Origin of the sequence: Sandaracinobacteroides hominis, from assembly GCF_016464365.1 — a bacterium.
Classification (GTDB): domain Bacteria; phylum Pseudomonadota; class Alphaproteobacteria; order Sphingomonadales; family Sphingomonadaceae; genus Sandaracinobacteroides; species Sandaracinobacteroides hominis.
Genome location: NZ_JADCUC010000006.1, coordinates 42,307 through 61,874, shown reverse-complemented (window position 1 = coordinate 61,874; position 19,568 = coordinate 42,307). Strand labels below are relative to the sequence as shown.

The 19,568-nt window shown below is 63.7% G+C and carries 24 protein-coding genes and 2 pseudogenes; 21 read left to right on the top strand and 5 right to left on the bottom strand.

Annotated elements, in window-relative coordinates; genetic code table 11:
- Positions 1–2: 2 nt before the first annotated feature.
- The 4 genes from IM784_RS12990 to IM784_RS12975 are packed head-to-tail and all read right to left on the bottom strand — an operon-like array spanning position 3 to position 2,205.
- Entirely contained in the window at positions 3–485 is a 483-nt protein-coding gene (locus IM784_RS12990; RefSeq protein ID WP_199555774.1) for a nuclear transport factor 2 family protein, read from the bottom strand.
- Between the two features lie 4 nt (positions 486–489).
- Entirely contained in the window at positions 490–1,383 is an 894-nt protein-coding gene (copD, locus tag IM784_RS12985; RefSeq protein WP_199555773.1) for a copper homeostasis membrane protein CopD, read from the bottom strand.
- Between the two features lie 10 nt (positions 1,384–1,393).
- Complete coding sequence (copC, locus tag IM784_RS12980) at positions 1,394–1,768, bottom strand: copper homeostasis periplasmic binding protein CopC (protein ID WP_199555772.1); 375 nt, start codon at positions 1,766–1,768, stop codon at positions 1,394–1,396.
- Positions 1,769–1,803: 35 nt separating this feature from the next.
- Complete coding sequence (locus IM784_RS12975; protein ID WP_235977213.1) at positions 1,804–2,205, bottom strand: DUF411 domain-containing protein; 402 nt, start codon at positions 2,203–2,205, stop codon at positions 1,804–1,806.
- A gap of 164 nt (positions 2,206–2,369) precedes the next feature.
- On the opposite strand from IM784_RS12975, the gene IM784_RS12970 reads away from it, so the two are divergent.
- The 11 genes and pseudogenes from IM784_RS12970 (at position 2,370) to IM784_RS17770 (ending at position 12,068) form a co-directional block, all read left to right on the top strand.
- Entirely contained in the window at positions 2,370–2,645 is a 276-nt protein-coding gene (locus IM784_RS12970) for a hypothetical protein (protein WP_199555771.1), read from the top strand.
- The gene (locus IM784_RS12965; RefSeq protein WP_199555770.1) at positions 2,642–3,085 is read left to right on the top strand and encodes a Spy/CpxP family protein refolding chaperone; all 444 of its coding nucleotides are present in this window, start codon (positions 2,642–2,644) and stop codon (positions 3,083–3,085) included. Before IM784_RS12970 ends, IM784_RS12965 begins: the two co-directional genes overlap by 4 nt.
- Positions 3,082–3,645, top strand: a complete 564-nt coding sequence (locus IM784_RS12960; RefSeq protein WP_199555769.1) for an RNA polymerase sigma factor — start codon at positions 3,082–3,084, stop codon at positions 3,643–3,645. The genes IM784_RS12965 and IM784_RS12960 overlap by 4 nt, the downstream gene beginning before the upstream one ends.
- A gap of 55 nt (positions 3,646–3,700) precedes the next feature.
- Positions 3,701–5,884 (top strand): multicopper oxidase domain-containing protein, encoded by a 2,184-nt coding sequence (locus IM784_RS12955; RefSeq protein ID WP_199555768.1) that lies wholly within the window; start codon positions 3,701–3,703, stop codon positions 5,882–5,884.
- Positions 5,885–5,888: 4 nt separating this feature from the next.
- Entirely contained in the window at positions 5,889–6,632 is a 744-nt protein-coding gene (locus IM784_RS12950; protein WP_199555767.1) for a copper resistance protein B, read from the top strand.
- 69 nt (positions 6,633–6,701) lie between these two features.
- Entirely contained in the window at positions 6,702–6,869 is a 168-nt protein-coding gene (locus IM784_RS12945) for a hypothetical protein (protein WP_199555766.1), read from the top strand.
- Positions 6,870–7,244: 375 nt separating this feature from the next.
- Positions 7,245–8,054 carry a MerR family DNA-binding protein gene (locus IM784_RS12940; protein ID WP_199555765.1) on the top strand — a complete coding sequence of 270 codons (810 nt, stop codon included), beginning with the start codon at positions 7,245–7,247 and terminating at the stop codon, positions 8,052–8,054.
- A gap of 164 nt (positions 8,055–8,218) precedes the next feature.
- Positions 8,219–8,479: a hypothetical protein gene (locus IM784_RS12935; RefSeq protein ID WP_328799536.1), complete on the top strand. Its 261-nt coding sequence runs from the start codon at positions 8,219–8,221 to the stop codon at positions 8,477–8,479.
- A 45-nt stretch (positions 8,480–8,524) separates the two neighbouring features.
- A complete protein-coding gene (locus IM784_RS12930; RefSeq protein ID WP_199555763.1) occupies positions 8,525–8,794 on the top strand; it encodes a hypothetical protein in 270 nt (89 codons plus the stop codon).
- 63 nt (positions 8,795–8,857) lie between these two features.
- Entirely contained in the window at positions 8,858–11,224 is a 2,367-nt protein-coding gene (locus IM784_RS12925) for a heavy metal translocating P-type ATPase (protein WP_268920854.1), read from the top strand.
- 268 nt (positions 11,225–11,492) lie between these two features.
- Positions 11,493–12,068, top strand: a pseudogene (locus IM784_RS17770) (tyrosine-type recombinase/integrase).
- 303 nt (positions 12,069–12,371) lie between these two features.
- Here IM784_RS17770 and IM784_RS12915 read toward each other — a convergent pair.
- Positions 12,372–12,578, bottom strand: coding sequence for a helix-turn-helix domain-containing protein (locus IM784_RS12915; RefSeq protein ID WP_235977315.1), 207 nt, complete (start codon positions 12,576–12,578; stop codon positions 12,372–12,374).
- Positions 12,579–12,740: 162 nt separating this feature from the next.
- Here IM784_RS12915 and IM784_RS12910 point away from each other — a divergent pair, with 162 nt between their 5' ends.
- From IM784_RS12910 to IM784_RS12870, 10 genes and pseudogenes are all read left to right on the top strand, one after another.
- A complete protein-coding gene (locus IM784_RS12910) occupies positions 12,741–13,004 on the top strand; it encodes a DUF2285 domain-containing protein (protein WP_199555760.1) in 264 nt (87 codons plus the stop codon).
- Positions 13,005–13,122: 118 nt separating this feature from the next.
- The gene (locus tag IM784_RS17300; protein ID WP_235977313.1) at positions 13,123–13,344 is read left to right on the top strand and encodes a transcriptional regulator domain-containing protein; all 222 of its coding nucleotides are present in this window, start codon (positions 13,123–13,125) and stop codon (positions 13,342–13,344) included.
- Positions 13,345–13,459: 115 nt separating this feature from the next.
- A complete protein-coding gene (locus IM784_RS17295; protein WP_199555759.1) occupies positions 13,460–13,888 on the top strand; it encodes a DUF2285 domain-containing protein in 429 nt (142 codons plus the stop codon).
- A 138-nt stretch (positions 13,889–14,026) separates the two neighbouring features.
- Positions 14,027–14,317 (top strand): helix-turn-helix transcriptional regulator, encoded by a 291-nt coding sequence (locus tag IM784_RS12900; protein ID WP_199555758.1) that lies wholly within the window; start codon positions 14,027–14,029, stop codon positions 14,315–14,317.
- Between the two features lie 13 nt (positions 14,318–14,330).
- Positions 14,331–15,164, top strand: a pseudogene (locus IM784_RS12895) (replication initiator protein A); the annotation flags it as partial.
- 227 nt (positions 15,165–15,391) lie between these two features.
- Complete coding sequence (locus IM784_RS12890; RefSeq protein WP_199555756.1) at positions 15,392–15,883, top strand: DUF2840 domain-containing protein; 492 nt, start codon at positions 15,392–15,394, stop codon at positions 15,881–15,883.
- The gene (locus IM784_RS12885; protein WP_199555755.1) at positions 15,880–16,455 is read left to right on the top strand and encodes a S26 family signal peptidase; all 576 of its coding nucleotides are present in this window, start codon (positions 15,880–15,882) and stop codon (positions 16,453–16,455) included. Before IM784_RS12890 ends, IM784_RS12885 begins: the two co-directional genes overlap by 4 nt.
- Before the next feature lies 1 nt (position 16,456).
- The gene (locus tag IM784_RS12880; protein WP_199555754.1) at positions 16,457–16,792 is read left to right on the top strand and encodes a DUF736 domain-containing protein; all 336 of its coding nucleotides are present in this window, start codon (positions 16,457–16,459) and stop codon (positions 16,790–16,792) included.
- 3 nt (positions 16,793–16,795) lie between these two features.
- Positions 16,796–17,545 carry a lytic transglycosylase domain-containing protein gene (locus IM784_RS12875; protein ID WP_199555753.1) on the top strand — a complete coding sequence of 250 codons (750 nt, stop codon included), beginning with the start codon at positions 16,796–16,798 and terminating at the stop codon, positions 17,543–17,545.
- Between the two features lie 244 nt (positions 17,546–17,789).
- Entirely contained in the window at positions 17,790–19,529 is a 1,740-nt protein-coding gene (locus tag IM784_RS12870) for a relaxase/mobilization nuclease domain-containing protein (RefSeq protein ID WP_199555752.1), read from the top strand.
- The last annotated feature ends 39 nt before the right edge of the window (positions 19,530–19,568 follow it).

Genomic DNA, 19,568 nt, shown 5'->3' with positions numbered 1-19,568 from the left:
CGTCAGGCGGGGCAGGCCGGCGGTGCGGGCTGCGAAGCCGGTGCTGTCTTGCCTGGCGCCAGCTTTCGCGACGACCAGTGGATATGCGCGATGCGCCAGTCCGCCCCGGTCCGGCGCAACAGCATCGTCTCGGTTCCGATCCGCACATCGCCATCCCCAATTGGCGTGGATAGCGTCTCGGTCGCGACGAGGGTCATCTCCATGCCGATCAGGCAGCGTCGTCCCATATAGCGCGTAGCGGTTTTCGCGGCATGGGCGGCGTCGCCGGCCAGATGGCCTCCTGCATATTCCTTGGCCGAACGTTCGACGTGGCCGGCTTCGAATATCAGGGCATCCGCCGCCAGCAACGACGTGGCCGCCGCCGCATCGTTGCGTACGAGGGCCTGATGGAATCCGTCTACGGCCGACACCGGATCCGGCGCAGCCCAAGCTGCGGAGGCCGAAAGGCCCAAGGCCGCCAAGGTGACGAGATTGCGGAATGTCATTCGATCATCCTTCCATGGGTGATAGCAGGCCGATCCAGGCAACGAGGCCGAGGATGACGAGGGCCAGGCCGAACTCGACACGCAGGCTGTGGCGCAAATGGCTGTCCGATTGCGGGCCGGGTGTCGCCAAGGCGGGCGCGAACCGGAACCGGTTGAGGGCAGCAAGGCCCAGCATTGCGGCGAAGGCGACCAGCTTCAACGCCATGAGCTGCGCCCAGGGCGTCGTCAGGGACGACAGGTTCAGCGGCATGCCGAGGATCAGCAGCGCGTTGCCAACTCCCGTCACCAGCAACAGCCCCACGACGAGGCTTCCCGTGCAGTGGAACCTGCCCAACGCCCCGACCAGCAGGGCGCGAGCCTCCGGCAGCGCGCGGGACCGTGCGCCCAGCAACAGGAAGGCGGCCAGTGCTCCCGCCCACAGCCCGGCGGCCAGCAAGTGCAGGATCGTGCTCCCTAGATGCAGCCAGCCGAGCCAGCCCTCCGAGGCGCCCGCGTGGCCGAACCAGGCGAGCGTGGCGAGGGCGACTGCTGCTGTAACTATGGGTCCAGCCAGTCGGGTGGGGGCGAACATCATGATACCGACGAACAGGGTGAGCGCCGCGGCACGCAGCAGCAGCGCCAAACCCAGGCCGGGCAGCGCGAGGATCGTGCCCAGAGCCTCGCGATCGAGCGAATGCATAGGCACCGCAAACATGCGGCTGGCCATCACGAACAGACCCGCGACCGACGTCACCGCCGCAACCAGCGCAAGGATGATCAGGAGAGCCCGGAGGCTCCGTTGCCAGTGCGAGCGGTGCTTGCCTGCCAGCCCGTGCCACCCGAAGGCTGAAAGACCGAAGAGCAAGCCGAGCGAAGAATAAAGCGCGAACCGAACTACTGCCGCCAGCGGATCCCCCATGTCGATCGGCTCAGCGAACGGTGAAGCTGACGGACCCCGTCACACGGTGCGTGTCGCCGCCCACCCCGAACCAGTCCAGCCGATAGGACCCCGGGGTCAAGGCAGCTGCCGGTGTGACCGTCATGACCTTGCCGTCATCCGACAGCGCCGCCTCTGCCCGGACCGGCCCGGCTCCGTGGCCGGGCATCGCAGCCATGCCGGTCTTTGCCAGCGTTGCACCCGACATCTTCTCGAACAGCCGCTCGCTGAACGTCAGGCTTATGGCCTTTGGCGAAGCGACCGTTGCACCTGCCGCAGGTATGGAGCCCACAACCTTCGGATGCGCCAGCACCGGCGTTGCGGCGAGCGCAATGACGGCGAGCAAAAGGGTGGCGCGTAGGTTCATTTTGATCTCCTAAGGACAAATGTCGTGGGCAGATGTCAGACGAAACGCCAGCTTCTGCCGTCACGGTCGAACGCCATGACGTCGAAGGGCTCGCGGCGACCGTCTGGCACTTCCATTCCGGGTGACCCGATCGGCATGCCCGGCACGGCAAGGCCGAATGGCGCTTTCGGCCCCATCGCCCGCATCTTCGCAATCGCCGCGAATGGCACATGGCCTTCCACCGGATGTCGGTCGATCATGGCCGTGTGGCAGGACCAGAGCGCTTCCGGTACACCGGCACGCTGCTTGAGCGCCGGCATATGGGGCTGGTCCACCGTGCGAACGGCGTAGCCGGCCTGCTCGGCCAGTGCGGCCCACTTCAGGCAGCAGTCGCAGCCGGCATCGCGGAACATTGTGATCTGCGGGCGGGTCGACGCCAGAACAGGCGAAGCCGTCATGCCAAGCATGGCTGCCAAGACCGTTCGTCGTGCAATGCCGTTCTGTTCGAAGGTCATGTCGCTGATACGCAGGCGCGCACGCCTCCCCTCACATTGGATGCGGGCTTTGTTGCTGCCCTGCGTATCGGCATAGTGAAAGCACCGCACGGTGCGCAGGAGCTGCCATGACCGACCGTCTCGATTCCCTGCTGTCCCGCCTCGCCGAGGCCCCGCTCGATCGGGACCTTTCGACGCTCGAACCGCGCGTCTGGCGCCGGATTGCGGCAGCCGAGCGTGCCTTGCCGTTGGCCGGATGGCGGCTTCCCGCGGTGTCCGCGCTGGGGGCGCTGCTGGTCGGGATTGCATCGACCTCGGTGGCAACGGCGCGGCCTGCCGACACCTCGCCTTTCTCCTCAACCGTCGCCCTGGCGCCGTCCACCCTGCTGGAAGCCTCCCGATGAGCCGGCCGTGGCGGCAGACGCTTCTGATTATCCTCGTGGCACTGCTGGCTGGCATGGCCGGCACCTGGCTTGGGCCGCGCATCCTGCCGGCCGCCAACGGCAGTGGCGCTTCGCTGCATGCCTCCGTGCATCGCGACCTCGATCTTTCGCCGGCGCAGACCGCGCAGATCGAGGCGCTGGAGCGGGATTTCGCCGTTCGGCGCCAGGCGCTCGAACTGGAAATGCGGCAGGCTAATGCCGAGCTCGCGGCCGCCATCGCCAGCGAAGGTGCCTATGGTCCGAAGGTGACGGCGGCCGTCGACCATTTCCATGGCGCGATGGGCGAGCTGCAGAAGGCGACGATCGAGCATGTCTTCGCCATGCGGGCGGTACTGACGCCGGCCCAGGCAGCCCGTTTCGACCGGACGGTGGTGGATACGCTGACCGCCGATCCGAAGTGACTTCGGCGCGAGACGGCGACAGCGACGGCGCGCTCGCCCGTCGCGCCGCCGCCGGCGACGAGCCGGCGTTCGGAACACTGATGCGCCGCCACAAGGACAGCATCTACCGGACGCTGCGGCGGCTGACCGGCGATCCCGATGAGGCCTATGATCTGGCGCAGGAGGCATTCGTGTCGGCCTGGCGGAACATCGCGCGCTTCGATCCCGAGCGCCCGTTCCTGCCGTGGGTGCAGCGCATCGCGCTCAACAAAGTTCGCGATGCGGCGCGGCGCCGGGCCGTGCGCCGCTTCCTCCTGGGTCCCGCGACCGACGACGAGGTTCTTCGGGTCGTGGATGATGCGCCGCTGCAAGATGCGCAACTGGAAGGGCGGCAGGCCGTCGCTCAGCTGGACCGGGCCATCGCCGATCTGCCCTACGCGCTGCGTGCGCCGCTCGTGCTCACCGCGCTCGAAGGGCTGAGCCACGCCGAGGCTGGCACGCAGCTCGGCATCAGCGCCAAGGCGGTTGAGACCAAGGTGGCACGGGCGCGCCGGCAGCTTGCGACTATGCTCCTCCTTTGAGGGGGCGGGCGATGCCGTGCGTAGAGCATGGCAGACATCCCATGGATCCGAGGACATGATGCCACGCAAAGCATATCGGTTTCAGGCGGTCGCCGCCGCAACGCTGCTGCTGTCGGCGACCAGCGCCTTCGCCGCCGACGTGACCGTCGATCTCGTGACCAAGCGCGAGCGGCTGGAGGTGAATCCGGGCCGTCGCGACACGGTTGTCACGCTGAATGGCAACGTGCCCGGCCCGGTGCTGCGCTTCCGGGAAGGCGACACCGTCACCGTCAACCTGAAGAATGAGCTGCCGGAAATGACGGCCATCCACTGGCATGGCTTGCTGATCCCCGGCCATCACGACGGCGCGCCGGGCTTCAACGGCTTTCAGGGCGTGGCCAGCGGCGAGACCTACACCTACCAGTTCACGCTGCGCCAGTCAGGAACCTACTGGTACCACAGCCACGCCTCCACGCAGGAACAGGCGGGGCAATATGGCGCGCTTATCATCGACCCGAAGGACGGGCCCGAGGTCGCCGTTGACCGCGAGCATGTCATTCTGCTGACCGAGCATACGCCGGAAGACCCTGAGCGGATCATCCGCAACCTGAAAGCGGACGCCGGCTACTACAATATGAACAAGCGCACCTTCCCGGAAATGCTGCGCGACGCCGGCAAGTTCGGGCTCGGCAAGACGCTGTCCGACCGCGCCGCATGGGGCCGCATGCGGATGGACCCGACCGACATCGCCGACGTCTCCAATTACACGCTGCTGGTGAACGGCCAGCCGACCGCGCGCAAACCCTTCTTCGAGATGAAGGCCGGCGAGAAGGTCCGGCTGCGCTTTATCAACGGCTCGGCCATGAGCTTCATGGACGTGCGCATCCCCGGCCTGATGATGACGGTGATTGCCGCCGACGGCCGCATGGTGGAGCCGGTCAAGGTCGACGAGTTCCGAATGGGGGTGGCCGAGACTTACGACGTGATCGTCGAGCCAAAGGACGACCGGGCCTTTCCGCTGTGGGTGGAAACGATCGACCGTCGCGCGAACGCGCTCGCCGTCATGGGACCGCGTGCGGACATGGCGGTGGCCGTGCCCCAGCCGCGCCCAATGCAGATCCTGATGATGGGCGAGATGGGCCATGCGATGGGCGGCGATGCCGCGCCGTCCGCGGCCGCAAGCGGCCACGCCGGCCATGCCATGGCAGGCGCCGACAGCATGACCGCGACCCTGAATGCGGCTGCCAAGCGGCAGCCGCACGCCATGGCCGGGATGGAAATGGCGCAGGCCCAGCCGCAGGCGGGCACCTGCACCCCCGCACATGCCGCCATGGGCCACTGCAAGATGCCCGGAGCGGCCCAAGCCCCGGCTCCCGCTTCCAGCTGCACGCCGGAACATGCTGCCATGGGCCATTGCACCATGCCGACCGCGCCGTCCCCGGCTCAGAAACCGGCTGCGAGCTGCACGCCGGAACACGCCGCCATGGGGCATTGCACCATGCCCGCGACTGCGCCCGCTGCCGATCCCAAATGCCCGCCCGAGCATGCAGCGATGGGGCATTGCACCCCGCGCCCGGCGCCTAAGTCCGACGGACCCCGCACCGGCACGGCCGTCGCACTCGCGCAGAAGCCCGATGGCGGCACCCCCTTCCCCCGCGTCGACTATGGCTACGGCCGGGACCCGATGGCGGGCATGGACCACAGCAAGATGGACCATGGCGCCGATCTGGGCCGCGAAGGCGACACCGACGGCTCCGGCCGCGTGTTCGGCTGGGCCACCGGCGCTCCCTATGGCAGCCGGGTGCTCTCGATGAACGACCTGGTCGCCGCCACCCCGAACCGCGACGCGCGCGCGCCGACGCGCGAGATCGTGATCCGCATCACCGGCAATATGGAGCGCTACATGTGGTCGCTGAACGGCGTGCCGTTCGATCAGTCGCCCCCGGTCGACGTGCAGTTCGGCGAACGGGTGCGGATCACCTTCGTGAACGAGACGATGATGGCGCACCCGATGCACCTGCATGGCATGTTCTTCGAGATCGAGAATGGCGCGCCGGCCGATCGGATGCCGGAGAAGAATGTGATCGCCGTCGCCCCCGGCCGCACCCAGTCGGTCGTGCTCACCGCCGACGAGCCCGGCGAATGGCCGCTGCACTGCCACCTGCTGTTCCACATGGATTCCGGCATGATGAAGAAGCTGGTCGTCGCGAACGTCGCCGCCCCCACCGCGTCGACCGCCAGCCTGCACGCCGGACACTGAGCGGATGCGCATCCTCGCAATCGCGGCCTTGCTGGCCGCCGTGCCTGCCGCTGCACAGGATCCGGGCCGGCCGAACCCCGGGTCCGGCGAGACCGGGCAGGGACTCGCCGAACACTTCCATGGCGGTCGGACGCTCACCTTCACGCAAGCGCAGGTGGACTACAGCCGGCAGAATGGTGCTGACGTCGTCAACTGGGATGCGGAAGGCTGGATCGGCGGCGACATCCACAAATTCTGGTGGAAGACCGAAGGCGAGCAGAACGGCCCACGCTTGGAGCAAGCCGAGATCCAGGCCCTCTACAGCCGGAATGTCTGGACCTTCTTCGATGTGCAGGGCGGCATCCGCACCGATATCGAGCCCGATGCGCGCGCCTATGCCGTGATCGGCATCCAGGGCCTAGCCCCGCAGCTGATCGAGACCGAGCTGCATGCCTTCATCGGCTTCAAGGGCGATGTCAGCATCCGGTTCAAGCAATCCTTCGACGTCAAGCTGACCAACCGCTTTGTTCTTCAGCCGCAGTTGGAGACGGACGTCTACCTGAACGACGTTCCGGAGCGCCTGATCGGCTCGGGATTCTCGATCATCGAGACCGGGGTCCAGGCCCGCTACGAGATCAACCGGAAGTTCGCCCCGACGCTCGCGGTTATCTACGAAAGCCGCCTCGGTAAATCCGCCCGCCTTGCCCGTGAAGCGGGTGAGGATGCGGGCGGATGGTCAGTGCGGGGAGGCGTGCGGTTCTGGTTTTAAGGTCCAACGCGGCACATTAAGCGATTTTGAAGTGCGTACCCATGTAACAACCACCGCAAGGAGACAGTCATGACCAAGCAGATCATCCTGATGTCGCTCGCAACGCTGCTCGCGACCCCAGCGCTCGCAGCCGAGCCGGCGGCAGGCGAAAAGAAGTGTTGCTGCGACAAGATGAAGGCGGAAGGCGCCGCAACCGATCATGGCGCCATGGGCCACAGCACGCCCGCTCCGAAATGATCAAAGTGTCGGCGGAGCCATAGCTTCGCCGACACCATATGAAAGCTCATGGTGGCGCGTCCGCAGTCGCCCATCACTGGTTGCGGGTGCGATCCCGAACACGAAGAGGCCGACCTTTAGTGCACCAGCTGCTTGCCGGCCAATAAATCAAGGCGTCGCAACGCGAGCCAATCGCTGAAGGCCATGCTCGGCGATAGTCCGACCGCTGGCAGGGCGGACTAGGCTTTCACGCGCGGCCTACAAAGCCGCCAGGCGTGCTGCTCCTTTGCCTGCTGCGGGGTGTCGCTATATCGCGCGTATTCATAGCAGGCGACCGATTGGAGGCTTGACCCCGGACCATGGTCCGGGGCGCATAGGAACGCCCGGAGGTGATTCTTGGGCAAGATCGACCATCAGATGCGCATCGGCGACCTTGCCCGGTCCGCTGGCGTCGGCATCGACACGATCCGCCACTATGAACGGCTGGGACTGCTGCCAGACCCAGGCCGCCGCCCGTCCGGCTATCGCAGCTACGGCAGCGCGGAGCGGGACAGATTGCGGTTCATCCGACGCGGCAAGGAGCTGGGCTTTAGCCTGGCTGAAATCGCAACCCTGCTGGCGCTCGGCTCGAACAGCGAAGCCCGTGCCGGCGACATCCTCGAACTCACCCGGAGCCGCATCGACAAAGTCGGGCGCCAGCTCGCGGACCTCCGGCGCATCGAACGTGCGTTGGCCGCCCTGGCAGACGATTGCCCGATCGACGCTCCGGCAGAAGCCTGTCCGATCCTCGTTCACCTGAATGGCGTGCGTCCGAACCCGGCCGCCGGCCACGTCACTCCTTCGCGGCCACAACAAGGAGCCAATCCCATGGACATGAAGCATTGCATCGACCTCTGTCACGATTGCCACCGCGTCTGCCTCGAAACGCTGGCCCATTGCCTGAGCCTTGGTGGGAAACATGCCGAAGCCGGCCACATCAACGCGCTGCTTGATTGTATCACCACCTGCTCGGCCTGTGTCGATCTGATGACACGCAACTCGCCGATCCATGCCCAGATGTGCGCAACGTGCGCCGAAGCTTGCCGCCGCTGCGCTGAAAGCTGTGAAGCGATGGACGATCCCCAGTGCCGCCGTTGCGCCGAAGTTTGCCGTGCCTGCGAAGCGAGCTGCCGCGAGATGGGGGCGCTCGCCCATCACCACGCCTGAACCTTCCAAGCTTCCGGCGGAGCCACTCCGCCGGAAGCGACTTCTTTTCTTGAAAGGACCATCACATGCGATCGTCACACATTCTTCTCGCCGCCTTTCTCGCATTCGCGGTCCCGGCTGCTTTCGCACCGGCCGCGGCGCAGGGGATCCAGCACAGCCTCTTGATGCGTGGTCACATTGTGGACATCACCGATGGGGTCATCACGCTGTGCATCGGACGTGCCGACGGCGCGACGCCGGGCCAGGTGCTCGACGTCGCCCGAGTGGTTCCGACCAACCCCGCCCCCAAATCGGTCCCCACCTTCACCCGCCGCGACATCGGACATGTGCGGATCGACAGCATTGTCGACGAACATTTCGCCCGCGCGTCGATCGTGAGCGGCGCCCCTCAGGTGCATGACATCGTGGAATTGCGTCGCAAGTGAAATGGGGCGCCTTTGGGCGCCCGCTGTCGTTCAAAGGAGGCCTACATGACGACTGGTCAAACAACTGCGATCGGGATCACCCGAGCCGCGATTACAGGCGGCCTGTTCCTCGCAACGCTCTTCGCCCTTTGCTGGGGTGCTGCCATCGCAGGGATCGAGTTCACGCATGCGTTCCTGGCGCTGTTCACCCCGTCCGCCGTCGGGACGCCGGGCGCTTTCGGGATGGGGATCCTGTGCGCCGCGCTCGGTGGCGCCGTTGGGGGTGCCGTGCTTGCGCTGTTCTGGAATGCGGCAGGACGCCTGGGGCTCGGCTGACGAGTTGACCCCGACATTGTGTCAAGGTGCAGGTTCGCGCCGGACTCGAGTTTGGAGATGACGATGGCAGACCTGCACCAACATGGCGCATCCGGCCACGCCCATAACTGCTGTGGAGCGGGCGGGGCCGACACGGACACAAAGACGGCTCGCGATCCGGTCTGCGGCATGATGGTCGATCCGCACGCGTCTCCGCATCGCGCTGAGCATGCAGGGCGACCCTACTATTTCTGCTCAGCCGGGTGCCGCACCAAGTTCATCGCCAATCCGGCACAGTATCTGGGAGATGCACCCCCGCCGCCGGTCGCGCCCGCCGGCACGATCTACACCTGTCCCATGCATCCCGAGATCCGGCAGGAGGGACCAGGATCATGCCCGATCTGCGGCATGGCGCTGGAGCCCGAGATGCCAGGTGCAGACACTGGGCCGAACCCCGAACTCGTCGACTTCACCCGTCGCTTCAAGATCGGGCTCGCGCTCACCATTCCTGTCCTCATCCTCGAGATGGGCGGGCATCTCCTCGGCCTCCACCGATACATCGCGCCACAGCTATCGAATTGGCTGCAGCTGCTGTTCGCGACGCCAGTGGTCCTGTGGGCAGGATGGCCCTTCTTCGAGCGCGGCTGGGCCTCGATCAAAAGCCGCAACCTGAACATGTTCACGCTGATCGCACTCGGCACTGGGGCAGCACTCCTCTACAGCCTTGTTGCCACGATCGCGCCCCAGCTTTTCCCACCATCATTCCGCAACATGGACGGCTCGGTCCCAGCCTATTTCGAGCCCGCGGCGGTCATCGTCGTTCTGGTACTGCTCGGCCAGATGCTGGAGCTGCGCGCGCGCGAGGCAACGGGCGGCGCGATCCGGGCGCTGCTCGATCTCGCACCCAAGATTGCAAGGCGCGTCGCCGCCGACGGCAGCGATGCCGAAATCCCGCTCGACGATGTGCAAGTCGGCGATCGGCTGCGGGTGCGACCCGGGGAGGCCGTCCCGGTGGACGGCAGCCTGCTGGAAGGCCGTTCGACCCTCGACGAATCCATGGTGACCGGCGAGTCCCTGCCTGTCTCGAAGGTGGAGGGCGACCGGCTGATTGCCGGAACGATGAACCAGACCGGTGCGTTCACCATGACCGCCGAGCGAGTCGGCCGCGATACGCTCCTCTCGCAGATCGTGGCCATGGTCGCCTCCGCGCAGCGCAGCCGGGCCCCGATCCAGCGCCTCGCCGATCGCGTATCGGGCTGGTTCGTCCCCGCCGTGATCCTGATCGCGCTCATCGCCTTTGCAGTATGGGCACTTGTCGGGCCCGAGCCGCGCCTCTCCTACGCCTTTGTCGTCGCCGTCTCGGTGCTCATCATCGCTTGCCCCTGCGCGCTGGGGCTGGCCACGCCCATGTCCATCATGGTCGGCGTCGGCCGCGGTGCGCAGGCCGGCGTCCTCATCAAGAATGCGGAGGCGCTGGAACGGCTGGAGAAGGTCGATACCCTGCTCGTCGACAAGACAGGCACGCTCACCGAAGGCAAGCCGCGCGTCGCCGGCATCAATGCGGCGGATGGAGTCGACGGGGCGGAGCTGCTCTCGCTTGCTGCCGCGCTCGAACGCCAGAGCCAGCATCCGCTCGCTGCCGCCATTGTCGCCGAGGCCGCCGCGCGGGGACTTGCGCTTCTGCCGGTCAGCGACTTCGACGCCCCATCCGGCAAAGGGGTGATCGGCACGGTTTCGGGGCGGCGAATCGCGATCGGCAAGCCCGCATACCTCGCCGAGCTGGGTGTCGACACGGCCGGTCTTACCGAGGCCGCAGACGCCGCGCGGCGCGAAGGCGCAACGGCCGTTCTGGTCGCCATCGACGGCCGCCCGGCCGGAAGCATCGCCATTGCCGACCAGGTGAAGGCGTCGACGCCCGAGGCGCTTGCAGCCTTTCGCCAGCTCGGCATCCGGGTGGTCATGCTGACTGGGGACAACCGCACGACAGCATACGCCATCGCACGCCGCCTCGGCATCACCGACTTCGAAGCCGACGTCATGCCGGCCGACAAGCAGGCAACGGTCGAACGCATGCGGCGCGAGGGCCGTGTCGTCGCCATGGCCGGTGACGGCGTCAACGATGCACCGGCGCTTGCCGCAGCAGATGTCGGCATCGCGATGGGCGGAGGCACCGACGTGGCCATCGAAAGTGCAGGCGTCACCCTCATGGGCGGTGACCTGATGGGTATCGTCCGGGCGCGCCGTCTCAGCCGTGCGACCATGCGCAACATCCGGCAAAATCTGGTTTTCGCCTTCATCTACAACGCAGCAGGTGTGCCCCTCGCCGCCGGCGTCCTCTTCCCGACCTTCGGCCTGCTGCTGTCGCCGATCATCGCGGCCGCCGCCATGGCACTCTCATCGGTCAGCGTCGTCGGCAACGCGCTTCGGCTGAGGAGCGTCGATCTGCGCTGACCGTCAGTCGATGTTTGAGCAAAGTTCGATTTGAAGACACGATTGGATATTGAGCTGTTCGCATTCCCAGGCGCACTTTGTCCGAATGGTACCTTTCCTCAAGGCAAGACAACTACCTTCAATTTCGGGGTCAGCGACACCGCTCAATCGATCAGACATCAATGTAAGGGGGACGCACGCAGCCGCGGATATAGGGCATTTCGGAATATATAGGTTTTCCCACAAATTCTTTGCCGCCGCCGCCGAATGCGCCAGTAGGGGATAGTGGGTGGTCACCGGCGCCAAGCGACCGATGACACCTAAGCAGATGTGGAAAAGGCGCTTTCATTTGGAGCGTGATCCGCGGATGCGCGATCTGGCGCTGTTCGATCTGGCCATCGACAGCAAGCTGCGCGGCTGCGACGTTGTCACCATTCGCTTCGGCGACGTTGTCAGGGGCGGCAAGGTGAAGTGCCACGAGATGGTGGTGCAGGAGAAGAGCGGCAGGCCGGTGCAGTTAGAGCAGACGGAACCCGCCCGCAACAGCCTGACCCAATGGAGGGAGCGCCAGGGCGACACGCTGGCAGATTTCGTGTTCCCGAGCCGAGTGGACGCCACCGATCACCTCAGCACGCGGCAGTATGCACGACTGGTCGACGAGTGGGTCGCCGCGATCGGGCTTCAGCAAAAAGACTAGGCCACCCACTCGCTCAGGCGGACCAAGCCATGGATCATCTAAAAGCGCACCGGTAACTTCCGCGCAGTCCAGATTCTGCTTGGCCATACCAAGATCGAGATGACGGTTCGATATCTCGGCGTTGAACTGGAAGATGCCCTCCTGCTCGCTAAGGCGACGGAGATTTGATCCGCCAGACGGCCGCTGCCACCGATTGAAGCAGACGGCGGGCACTTGAGGGCGCAACCAACCTGCGGGTCATCGCCCGCGGGACTGGCAGCTCTTGGCCCTTACAAGCCGTCAGCGGCCATAACGCTATCAGCCCCTTTTCCGTCGTTCAAGACCACCTTTACGAATGACCGCTTTCGACGGCACTTGCAGACTTCCCAATGTCCGAAAAGTCGGCGGAACCAGACGCGCTCAGTTTGGATGTAAAACGTTGATGTTTTGCGCGGCCATTTTGGCAATTGCTTTTTGCATTCTTCCAGCCTCTCAGGCACCCGGTTCTAAAAGTGCCAGAAGCGCGACATCCAGAGCGCATGCCAACTCGTATAAGGTTATGATAGTTGGATTCCGCCGACCGCGTTCAAGGCTGCTGATATATTGCTGGCTGAAGCCAGAGCGAGCCTCAACATCTTCCTGTGTCAGGCCTTTTTCGTGCCTGATGCGGGCGAAGTTATGGCCGACTAGTTTGCGCATATCCATGCGCCATCAGATCGCGGCTTACACACTATGAGTTTATCAACTATAATGTGTATCGGCTTTGGCTGTTTCTGAATTGATACCCCAAGGTCAGGTTCTGGCTTGGAAAGTGCCTCAAAACAGTCAACAAAGCCGTCAGGTTGGAAAAAGGATGTCGCCATGGTCGAATCCAGCCCTGTCACCCTCGATGAGCCACCCGCCGCGGAGGCATTGACAGCATATGACCACGCGCATTTGGCGCTCTATCTGCGGCTACTGGATTTTGCCCAGTCCGGTGGTGATTGGCAGCAGGGCGTGTGGGAAATATTCGAAGTTGATCCCTCCATTGATCCGGAACGAAGCAAACATGTCTACGAGGCGCACCTGGCCCGCGCCCGATGGATAAGTGAAAAAGGCTATCGCGGACTGGTATCCGGTAGCTGAAAAACAACCCAGTGATGCGCTCCGGGCATCACGTCCCGCAGCTTTTGTAGCTTCCGACCCCTTCGAAAATCCCTCACATCCTGAAGACTTTGCATGGTTAACGGACCGGGAGGATTCGATGACTGGAGAGGGTTCGCGCTGGCGCTCGGCTGACGCATATCGCCGTATCGAACGGTTATCCCCATCGGACATTGCGTGGGAATTCCTGCGACGAAACCCGGACTACATCCGTGACTATGAGGCATTCGCCAGTTCGGGAAACGCCGCACCGCTAGCAGAGGAACTCTGCCTGCACTGGGGGTTGCGATTTCCCGGTCGATCCGGCGCTCCATCCCCCTGACGTTGCGGTTTTCTGGTCGCCACAGCTTGATACCGGCAGTGTCATTCTTCAGCCGGCGTCCCCGCTCTTTGGCGAGGAGGCAGGTCAACCAGCTATTGCGTCCCCCAAGGCCCAAGTGGATGAACTCGGGCTCAATTATCGGCTTCCGATTGGCGCGGACGACGCATTGAACGTGCTGAAAGTGGATGGCCAGACGGATAGCAAACTGGTTGCCATCGTCCCGCTGTCGATCGATGGCTTTGGCCGCTTGGCGGCGCTTCAACGCCTTCTTGCCCTGTTGCACAATCGGGCCATTCCACCCGACACCCGGATGACAGGGCAGCAGCGAACGCGTGCAGCAAAAATGTTGCGTGCATCGGATGGCCGGGCAGAAGGCGCCAGCCAGCAGGACATAGCGCGCCAGCTGCTGCGCATGGCGCGGCAGGATCGTCACGCCTGGCAGGAATCCTCCGCTCGTTTCGCCGTCATGGCTCTGCTGCGGGATGCCCGGGATATGATTTCGGGTGGTTATCGCAAACTGCTTCGTCATCGCATCCAGCCGTAGTTTTTGGCAGGCTGCGCGCGGTGTGAGAATTCCGCACCCCTAACCTCCGCACACCCTCTCACCGTTTCCAATGCGCCATGGTCGTCGCTGCCCGCCGCAGATGATCGGCGGCTTTCACAAGCAGCCGGAGACCCGATAATGCCCGCCGATTCCGCACCCCTCCCGCCACGCTACCTCCGCACCAAGGAGGCGGCGCATTTTCTGAGCCTGTCCGCCAGGACGCTGGAGAAGCACAGGACCTATGGAACTGGGCCAGCCTATCACAAGCTTGGCGGCCGGGTGGTCTACGCGCTCGACGACCTCGAAACCTGGGTGAACCGTGGCGCTGTTACGTCGACGTCAGACCCAAGAGGCTCCGTATTGCCCGCCCGCCGCCATGCCGGCCTGCCATCAATGGCGGCCCCCTATCGCCCTTTCCCGGCGCGTTGATCGGGAACCTGTGATGACCACCCAGGCACACCATCGAACGGAACGTCGGCAACTGGAGCTGTTCCGCGCGCTGCCCGGCAAGTTTGCGGCCCGCGATGCCCAGGATTTAATGGCCTATCCGTTCTTTTCGCTGAGCAAATCGCACCGTGTTGTGCCGATCAACTTTCAGGCTGGCGGCGTGTCGATCCGGGTTGAGGCGGTGCCGGACCATGGCATGGCGACGATCTGGGATGCGGACATATTGATCTGGGCCGCCAGCCAGATTGTGGAGGCCCGCGATGTCGGTGAATCCACCTCGCGTCTGATGGCAACGACGCCCTATGACATCCTGACCTTCACCGGCCGCGGCACGTCTGCACGGGATTATCAGCGCCTGAAGGCAGCGCTCGACCGACTGCAATCGACCACCGTTTCCACGACTATTCGCCAGCCTGCCGAAGGTCGGCGCCACCGTTTTTCCTGGATCAATGAATGGCAGGAGCGCACAAGGCGCGACGGTCGGCCGGCTGGTATCGAGCTGATCCTGCCCGACTGGTTCTATGCCGGCGTGCTGAACGATGCGCTCATCCTCACCATCGATCGCGGCTATTTTGATCTGACGGGCGGTCTCGACCGCTGGCTCTATCGCCTGGTGCGAAAGCATGGTGGACGGCAGGGCAATGGCTGGCGGTTTGATTTCCGGCACCTGCACCTGAAGTCCGGCAGCCTTGCGCCCTTCAAGCGGTTCGCCTTCGAATTGCGGGACATCATCCGCCGCCAGCCATTGCCCGGTTATACGCTCAGCACAGAGATTGAGCGCAGCGGCCGGGTGCTACTGGCCTTCCAGCCTGCCACCTGTGGACAATTTCCGGACAATATCGTGCTATCGGGAACCCGCGCTATCGTGCCATCAGGAACCCGATTGTCGTGCTATCGGGAACTGGAATCAGGCTCAAACCATTCCCGTGGCAGCAGAATTCGGGCGCCTAACGACTCTAACCCAGAATCTAACATAGAAGATTGCGATAGAGTCGCTGGGGATAAGTCGCCGAATATTCGATCTGGCGATCTGGTTGCCGGGAAGGGGAAGCGGCCATGAGCCAAGCCCCCGGCTATCCGCGCCCGGAAACGCTGACGCAGGTCGATCTGGTGTGGATCGAGAAGCGGCTGCAGCACTGGATCCGCTTCGGCCGTCCGGTTCGCGACGACATCCGGGACCGCAGACGGCGCACCATCTCCTTCCGTCCCGGCAGTGTGTTCGCCTTCATCCAGTGGGCGGCCAACGACTATGGCACCATCTTGTCCCGGATCGATATCCTGCGGGCAGTTGGCGCTGGAGAAGCGCTTCAGACTGTCCCCAATGTAAGGCCAGGCGGCGAGTTGCTGCTGTCCATGGACGGCTGGCCCAAGGTGCAGAGCGTGCTCCAGCACATTGATGTTATCGAGGCTGCCGACATTGACCCTTGCGAGGTGTCACCAGATCACTGGCGCCACTTGCACCATTGTCTGACCGCGAAAATCGCGCCTCGCGCCTACACGAGGACGCGTCATGCGGCATGGCTCAAGCGGCGGGAAATCGAGCGATGACCCGGCTCGGATATGCACGTCTGACATGGTTTGCAACGCTTGCTATCGCTGCCACCGCGCTGTTTACCGTGCCGGTGAAACTGGTGTGGAACGCATCGGCCAGTGTGCCGGTCGGCTTTTACTCGATCAGCAAGGCCGATGCGCCAAAAATTGGCGACCTTGTGTTGATCAGGCCTTCCCAACCCATCGCCCGTTTTATGGCCGAACGCCAATATGTCGGTCCCCGCACGCCACTTCTCAAACATGTGGTGGCGGTTCCGGGCCAGCAGGTTTGCCGCTTCGGTGTGCGGATCATCATCGACGGCAACTATCGTGGCAGTGCGCTTTCGCACGACCGGACCGGGCGCCTGCTGCCCGTATGGCAGGGGTGCCATACCCTTCAATCCGGCCAGCTCTTCCTTATGAACCATGCCATCCCGAACAGTCTGGACGGCCGCTATTTCGGGCCGACGGATGCTACTGCCGTAATCGGACGCGCCATCCCGCTGTTCGAGCGTTCGCGCCCAGTCGCATTCGGTCAGCAGCAGAACCGCCCGCTTTCAGCACAAACACCACAACAGAAGGAGACCTGAAATGTCACAGATAGGCACGTTCGAGCGCCGTGAGAACGGCTTTGCCGGACGCATCGACACCCTGATGCTGGCCAGGGACATCACCCTTGATATCGCCGAAGTTCAGGATAGCGAGAACGCGCCCGACTATCGTGTGCACGCGGGCGATACGGATGGCCCGGAAATCGGCGCCGGCTGGAAACGCACCGGCGAACGGGCTGGAGACTATGTCGCCGTCATCATCGATGATCCGCTTTTGCCTCAGCCGATCCGCGCCAATCTATTTCGGGACAGCGTCGATGGTGCGTCCTGGTCCCTGCACTGGAACCGGACCGACAGGACGGGCGGAAAGCGCTGAATCATGTCCCGTATCGGCACCTTTTCCCGCGTCGGTTTGCTGCTTTGCTGTGCATCACTTGTCAGCGGGATTGCCAATGCGCGGCCGGTCAGCACGGCATTGGACAGAGTCTCATTGGCCACCGCGATTGCAGAAGCATCTGGCAGATTCGGCATTCCCGAGAGCTGGATTCGTGGTGTGATGCGCGCCGAAAGCGCCGGAAATCCGCACGCCATATCTGTCAAGGGCGCGATGGGTTTGATGCAGTTGATGCCCGCCACCTGGGCTGAATTGAAACTGCGATATGGGCTTGGAAACGATCCCTTTCACCCACCGGATAACATCTTGGCGGGCACGGCCTATCTGCGGGAGTTGCATGATCGCTACGGATCGCCGGGATTTCTGGCGGCTTATAATGCCGGCCCCGGTCGTTACGAACAGCATCTGCGGGGCCGCCCATTACCAACAGAAACGCGCGATTATGTAACAGCGCTTGCACCACTGATGGGCTTTGGCGCGACCAAAAATACCGGGAAAATGGCCGCAATCGATCCCCTTGCATGGACGCGATCCGCCATCTTCGCCGCATCAAATCAGAGCCAATCGACCGCAAAAAAGGCGCTGGCCGATGACAATGTCGGCCCGGACTTTGAGCAGAGGGAAGACCTTCCAGCAGTGTCGCCGGCCGCCAGTTCACCCGCCAACGAAATAGCTCCAGCTAAGTCATCTGGAGGCATATTCATCGCCCGATCCCGCCCGGAATCTAGGCCATGAACCCGATCGGCATCATTCCTGGGCCCGGATACCATGGCGTGCAAAATGGTCTGAAACTGTGGAAGTCACTCAGAACAGGTTTTCGATGGCAAGATAAAAGGGCGCGAGGTGCGCGCTCGGTCGGTTGTGAGAAATCAATCACTTATGCAGGAATTTCGCGAGGTGCAGTGCAAGCATGGCACCTCGCAAACAATTCATTATCAGCATCTTTCCAAAGGCCTATCGCGATGCGCGGGGCTTTGCGATGAGCGAAGAAGATGATTTCAGCATACGGCCAGGTCGCATCAGGTCATCGCGTTCTCAGCGAGCGCGCCCATTTATTGCGCAAGTGCTTGTCGCTGTTCGCAGGCAGGGCGGAACAGTGCGCAATGCGACATCAGGCAGGAAAGCAGCCAGACATCGCTTTGGCCAAGGCAAACGAGCTGCCATCCAGGCCAATGCCCGCATAAGCGCCCGTTCGCGGATTGTTGTCGTGAAGGCACATGTCGTTCGCCATACAGCACGCCCCTCTTCGCTCGCCGACCACATCAATTATCTTCGGCGCGAAGGCGTCACGCGTGACGGGGAGAAAGCCAATCTGTTTGGCCGTGACAGCCAAGTTACTGATCTCAACGATTTTGCTGAACGCTGTGGGGAAGACCGCCACCACTTCCGTTTCATCGTCTCTCCGGAAGATGCTGTCGAAATGGTAGACCTGCGCTCATTCACACGCGACCTGATGAGCCAAATGTCCAGTGATCTCGGAACCGATCTGCACTGGGTTGCAATCGACCACTGGAACACTGACAATCCCCATGTCCACATCCTGCTTCGCGGCAAAACGGCGGGCGCCGAAGACCTGGTGATATCCCGCGACTATATCAGTGAGGGAATGCGCGACAGAGCCCGCGAACTTGTCACACTGGAGCTCGGGCCGAGAACGGATCAACAGATCCAGCATCACATCCAGCGACAGGTTGATGCTGAACGCTGGACGCAACTCGACCGGCAAATGCAGCAGGATCAGGATCGCCATGGAATCATCGACGTCGCGCCAGTTCCCGGCCGTACGCCTGATGGCATCGACGTTGCCAAGGTCGGACGGCTCCGCAAACTCGAAACACTGGGTCTCGCCAGCCAGATTGGCGCCGGCCAGTGGGCATTGGCTGAGCAGGCCGAGTCCACGCTGCGGGAGCTTGGCGAGCGCGGTGACATCATCAAGCGTATGCACCGGGCACTGGGCGAGCGCGGCATAGAGCGCGGCAGCGCGTCTTTCGTGCTTGCGGGCGAAAGCATCGATCAGCCCGTTATCGGTCGCCTCGTCGCGCGCGGCCTGGACGATGAGCTGAAGGGCAGCGCCTTTGCCATCGTTGATGGGACTGATGGGCGCACCCACCACATCCGCCTACCCGATCTGGAGGCGTCTTCCGACGCCGCACCTGGCGCCATTGTGGAGTTGCGCGCATTTGATGACGCGCGGGGGGATCGCCGGATGGCGCTCGCGGTCCGATCGGATATCGGTATCAACCGGCAGGTGAACGCGATCGGTGCCACCTGGCTCGACCGCCAGTCGATTGCGCGCGATCCACCCTCACTGTCAGACGGCGGCTTCGGCGCGGAAGTGCGCGACGCAATGGAGCGGCGTGCGGTGTATCTGGTGGGGGAAGGCCTTGCCGAGCAACGCGGCCGGCGCATTATCTTCGCCGCCCGGCTGCTGGATACGCTGAGCCAGCGCGAGCAGGACCAGCTCGCTGGCAGGATAGCCGGCGAGACGGGACTTCCGTACAACCCGTCGGCGCCCGGCGAACATGTGTCGGGCAGCTACCAGCGGCGAATTGCGCTCACGTCCGGCCGTTTCGCGATGATCGGCAACGGGTTCGGCTTCCAGCTCGTGCCCTGGTCGCCGGCGCTGGAACGGCATCTGGGCCGGGAGGTGTCGGGCATTATGCGCGATAGTGGCGGAATCGACTGGAGCTTTGCCCGTAAGCGGGAACTGGGCCTGTGATGTCCGCCCATCCGTTCTGCACGACATCCTAACCGGCGG

Coding starts and splice junctions, on each gene's coding strand:
- IM784_RS12990 (WP_199555774.1), bottom strand. CDS start 485: ATGACATTCCGCAATCTCGTCACCTTGGCGGCCTTGGGCCTTTCGGCC.
- copD (WP_199555773.1), bottom strand. CDS start 1,383: ATGGGGGATCCGCTGGCGGCAGTAGTTCGGTTCGCGCTTTATTCTTCG.
- copC (WP_199555772.1), bottom strand. CDS start 1,768: ATGAACCTACGCGCCACCCTTTTGCTCGCCGTCATTGCGCTCGCCGCA.
- IM784_RS12975 (WP_235977213.1), bottom strand. CDS start 2,205: ATGACGGCTTCGCCTGTTCTGGCGTCGACCCGCCCGCAGATCACAATG.
- IM784_RS12970 (WP_199555771.1), top strand. CDS start 2,370: ATGACCGACCGTCTCGATTCCCTGCTGTCCCGCCTCGCCGAGGCCCCG.
- IM784_RS12965 (WP_199555770.1), top strand. CDS start 2,642: ATGAGCCGGCCGTGGCGGCAGACGCTTCTGATTATCCTCGTGGCACTG.
- IM784_RS12955 (WP_199555768.1), top strand. CDS start 3,701: ATGATGCCACGCAAAGCATATCGGTTTCAGGCGGTCGCCGCCGCAACG.
- IM784_RS12950 (WP_199555767.1), top strand. CDS start 5,889: ATGCGCATCCTCGCAATCGCGGCCTTGCTGGCCGCCGTGCCTGCCGCT.
- IM784_RS12945 (WP_199555766.1), top strand. CDS start 6,702: ATGACCAAGCAGATCATCCTGATGTCGCTCGCAACGCTGCTCGCGACC.
- IM784_RS12935 (WP_328799536.1), top strand. CDS start 8,219: ATGCGTGGTCACATTGTGGACATCACCGATGGGGTCATCACGCTGTGC.
- IM784_RS12930 (WP_199555763.1), top strand. CDS start 8,525: ATGACGACTGGTCAAACAACTGCGATCGGGATCACCCGAGCCGCGATT.
- IM784_RS12925 (WP_268920854.1), top strand. CDS start 8,858: ATGGCAGACCTGCACCAACATGGCGCATCCGGCCACGCCCATAACTGC.
- IM784_RS12915 (WP_235977315.1), bottom strand. CDS start 12,578: ATGCGCAAACTAGTCGGCCATAACTTCGCCCGCATCAGGCACGAAAAA.
- IM784_RS12910 (WP_199555760.1), top strand. CDS start 12,741: ATGGTCGAATCCAGCCCTGTCACCCTCGATGAGCCACCCGCCGCGGAG.
- IM784_RS17300 (WP_235977313.1), top strand. CDS start 13,123: ATGACTGGAGAGGGTTCGCGCTGGCGCTCGGCTGACGCATATCGCCGT.
- IM784_RS12900 (WP_199555758.1), top strand. CDS start 14,027: ATGCCCGCCGATTCCGCACCCCTCCCGCCACGCTACCTCCGCACCAAG.
- IM784_RS12890 (WP_199555756.1), top strand. CDS start 15,392: ATGAGCCAAGCCCCCGGCTATCCGCGCCCGGAAACGCTGACGCAGGTC.
- IM784_RS12885 (WP_199555755.1), top strand. CDS start 15,880: ATGACCCGGCTCGGATATGCACGTCTGACATGGTTTGCAACGCTTGCT.
- IM784_RS12880 (WP_199555754.1), top strand. CDS start 16,457: ATGTCACAGATAGGCACGTTCGAGCGCCGTGAGAACGGCTTTGCCGGA.
- IM784_RS12875 (WP_199555753.1), top strand. CDS start 16,796: ATGTCCCGTATCGGCACCTTTTCCCGCGTCGGTTTGCTGCTTTGCTGT.
- IM784_RS12870 (WP_199555752.1), top strand. CDS start 17,790: ATGAGCGAAGAAGATGATTTCAGCATACGGCCAGGTCGCATCAGGTCA.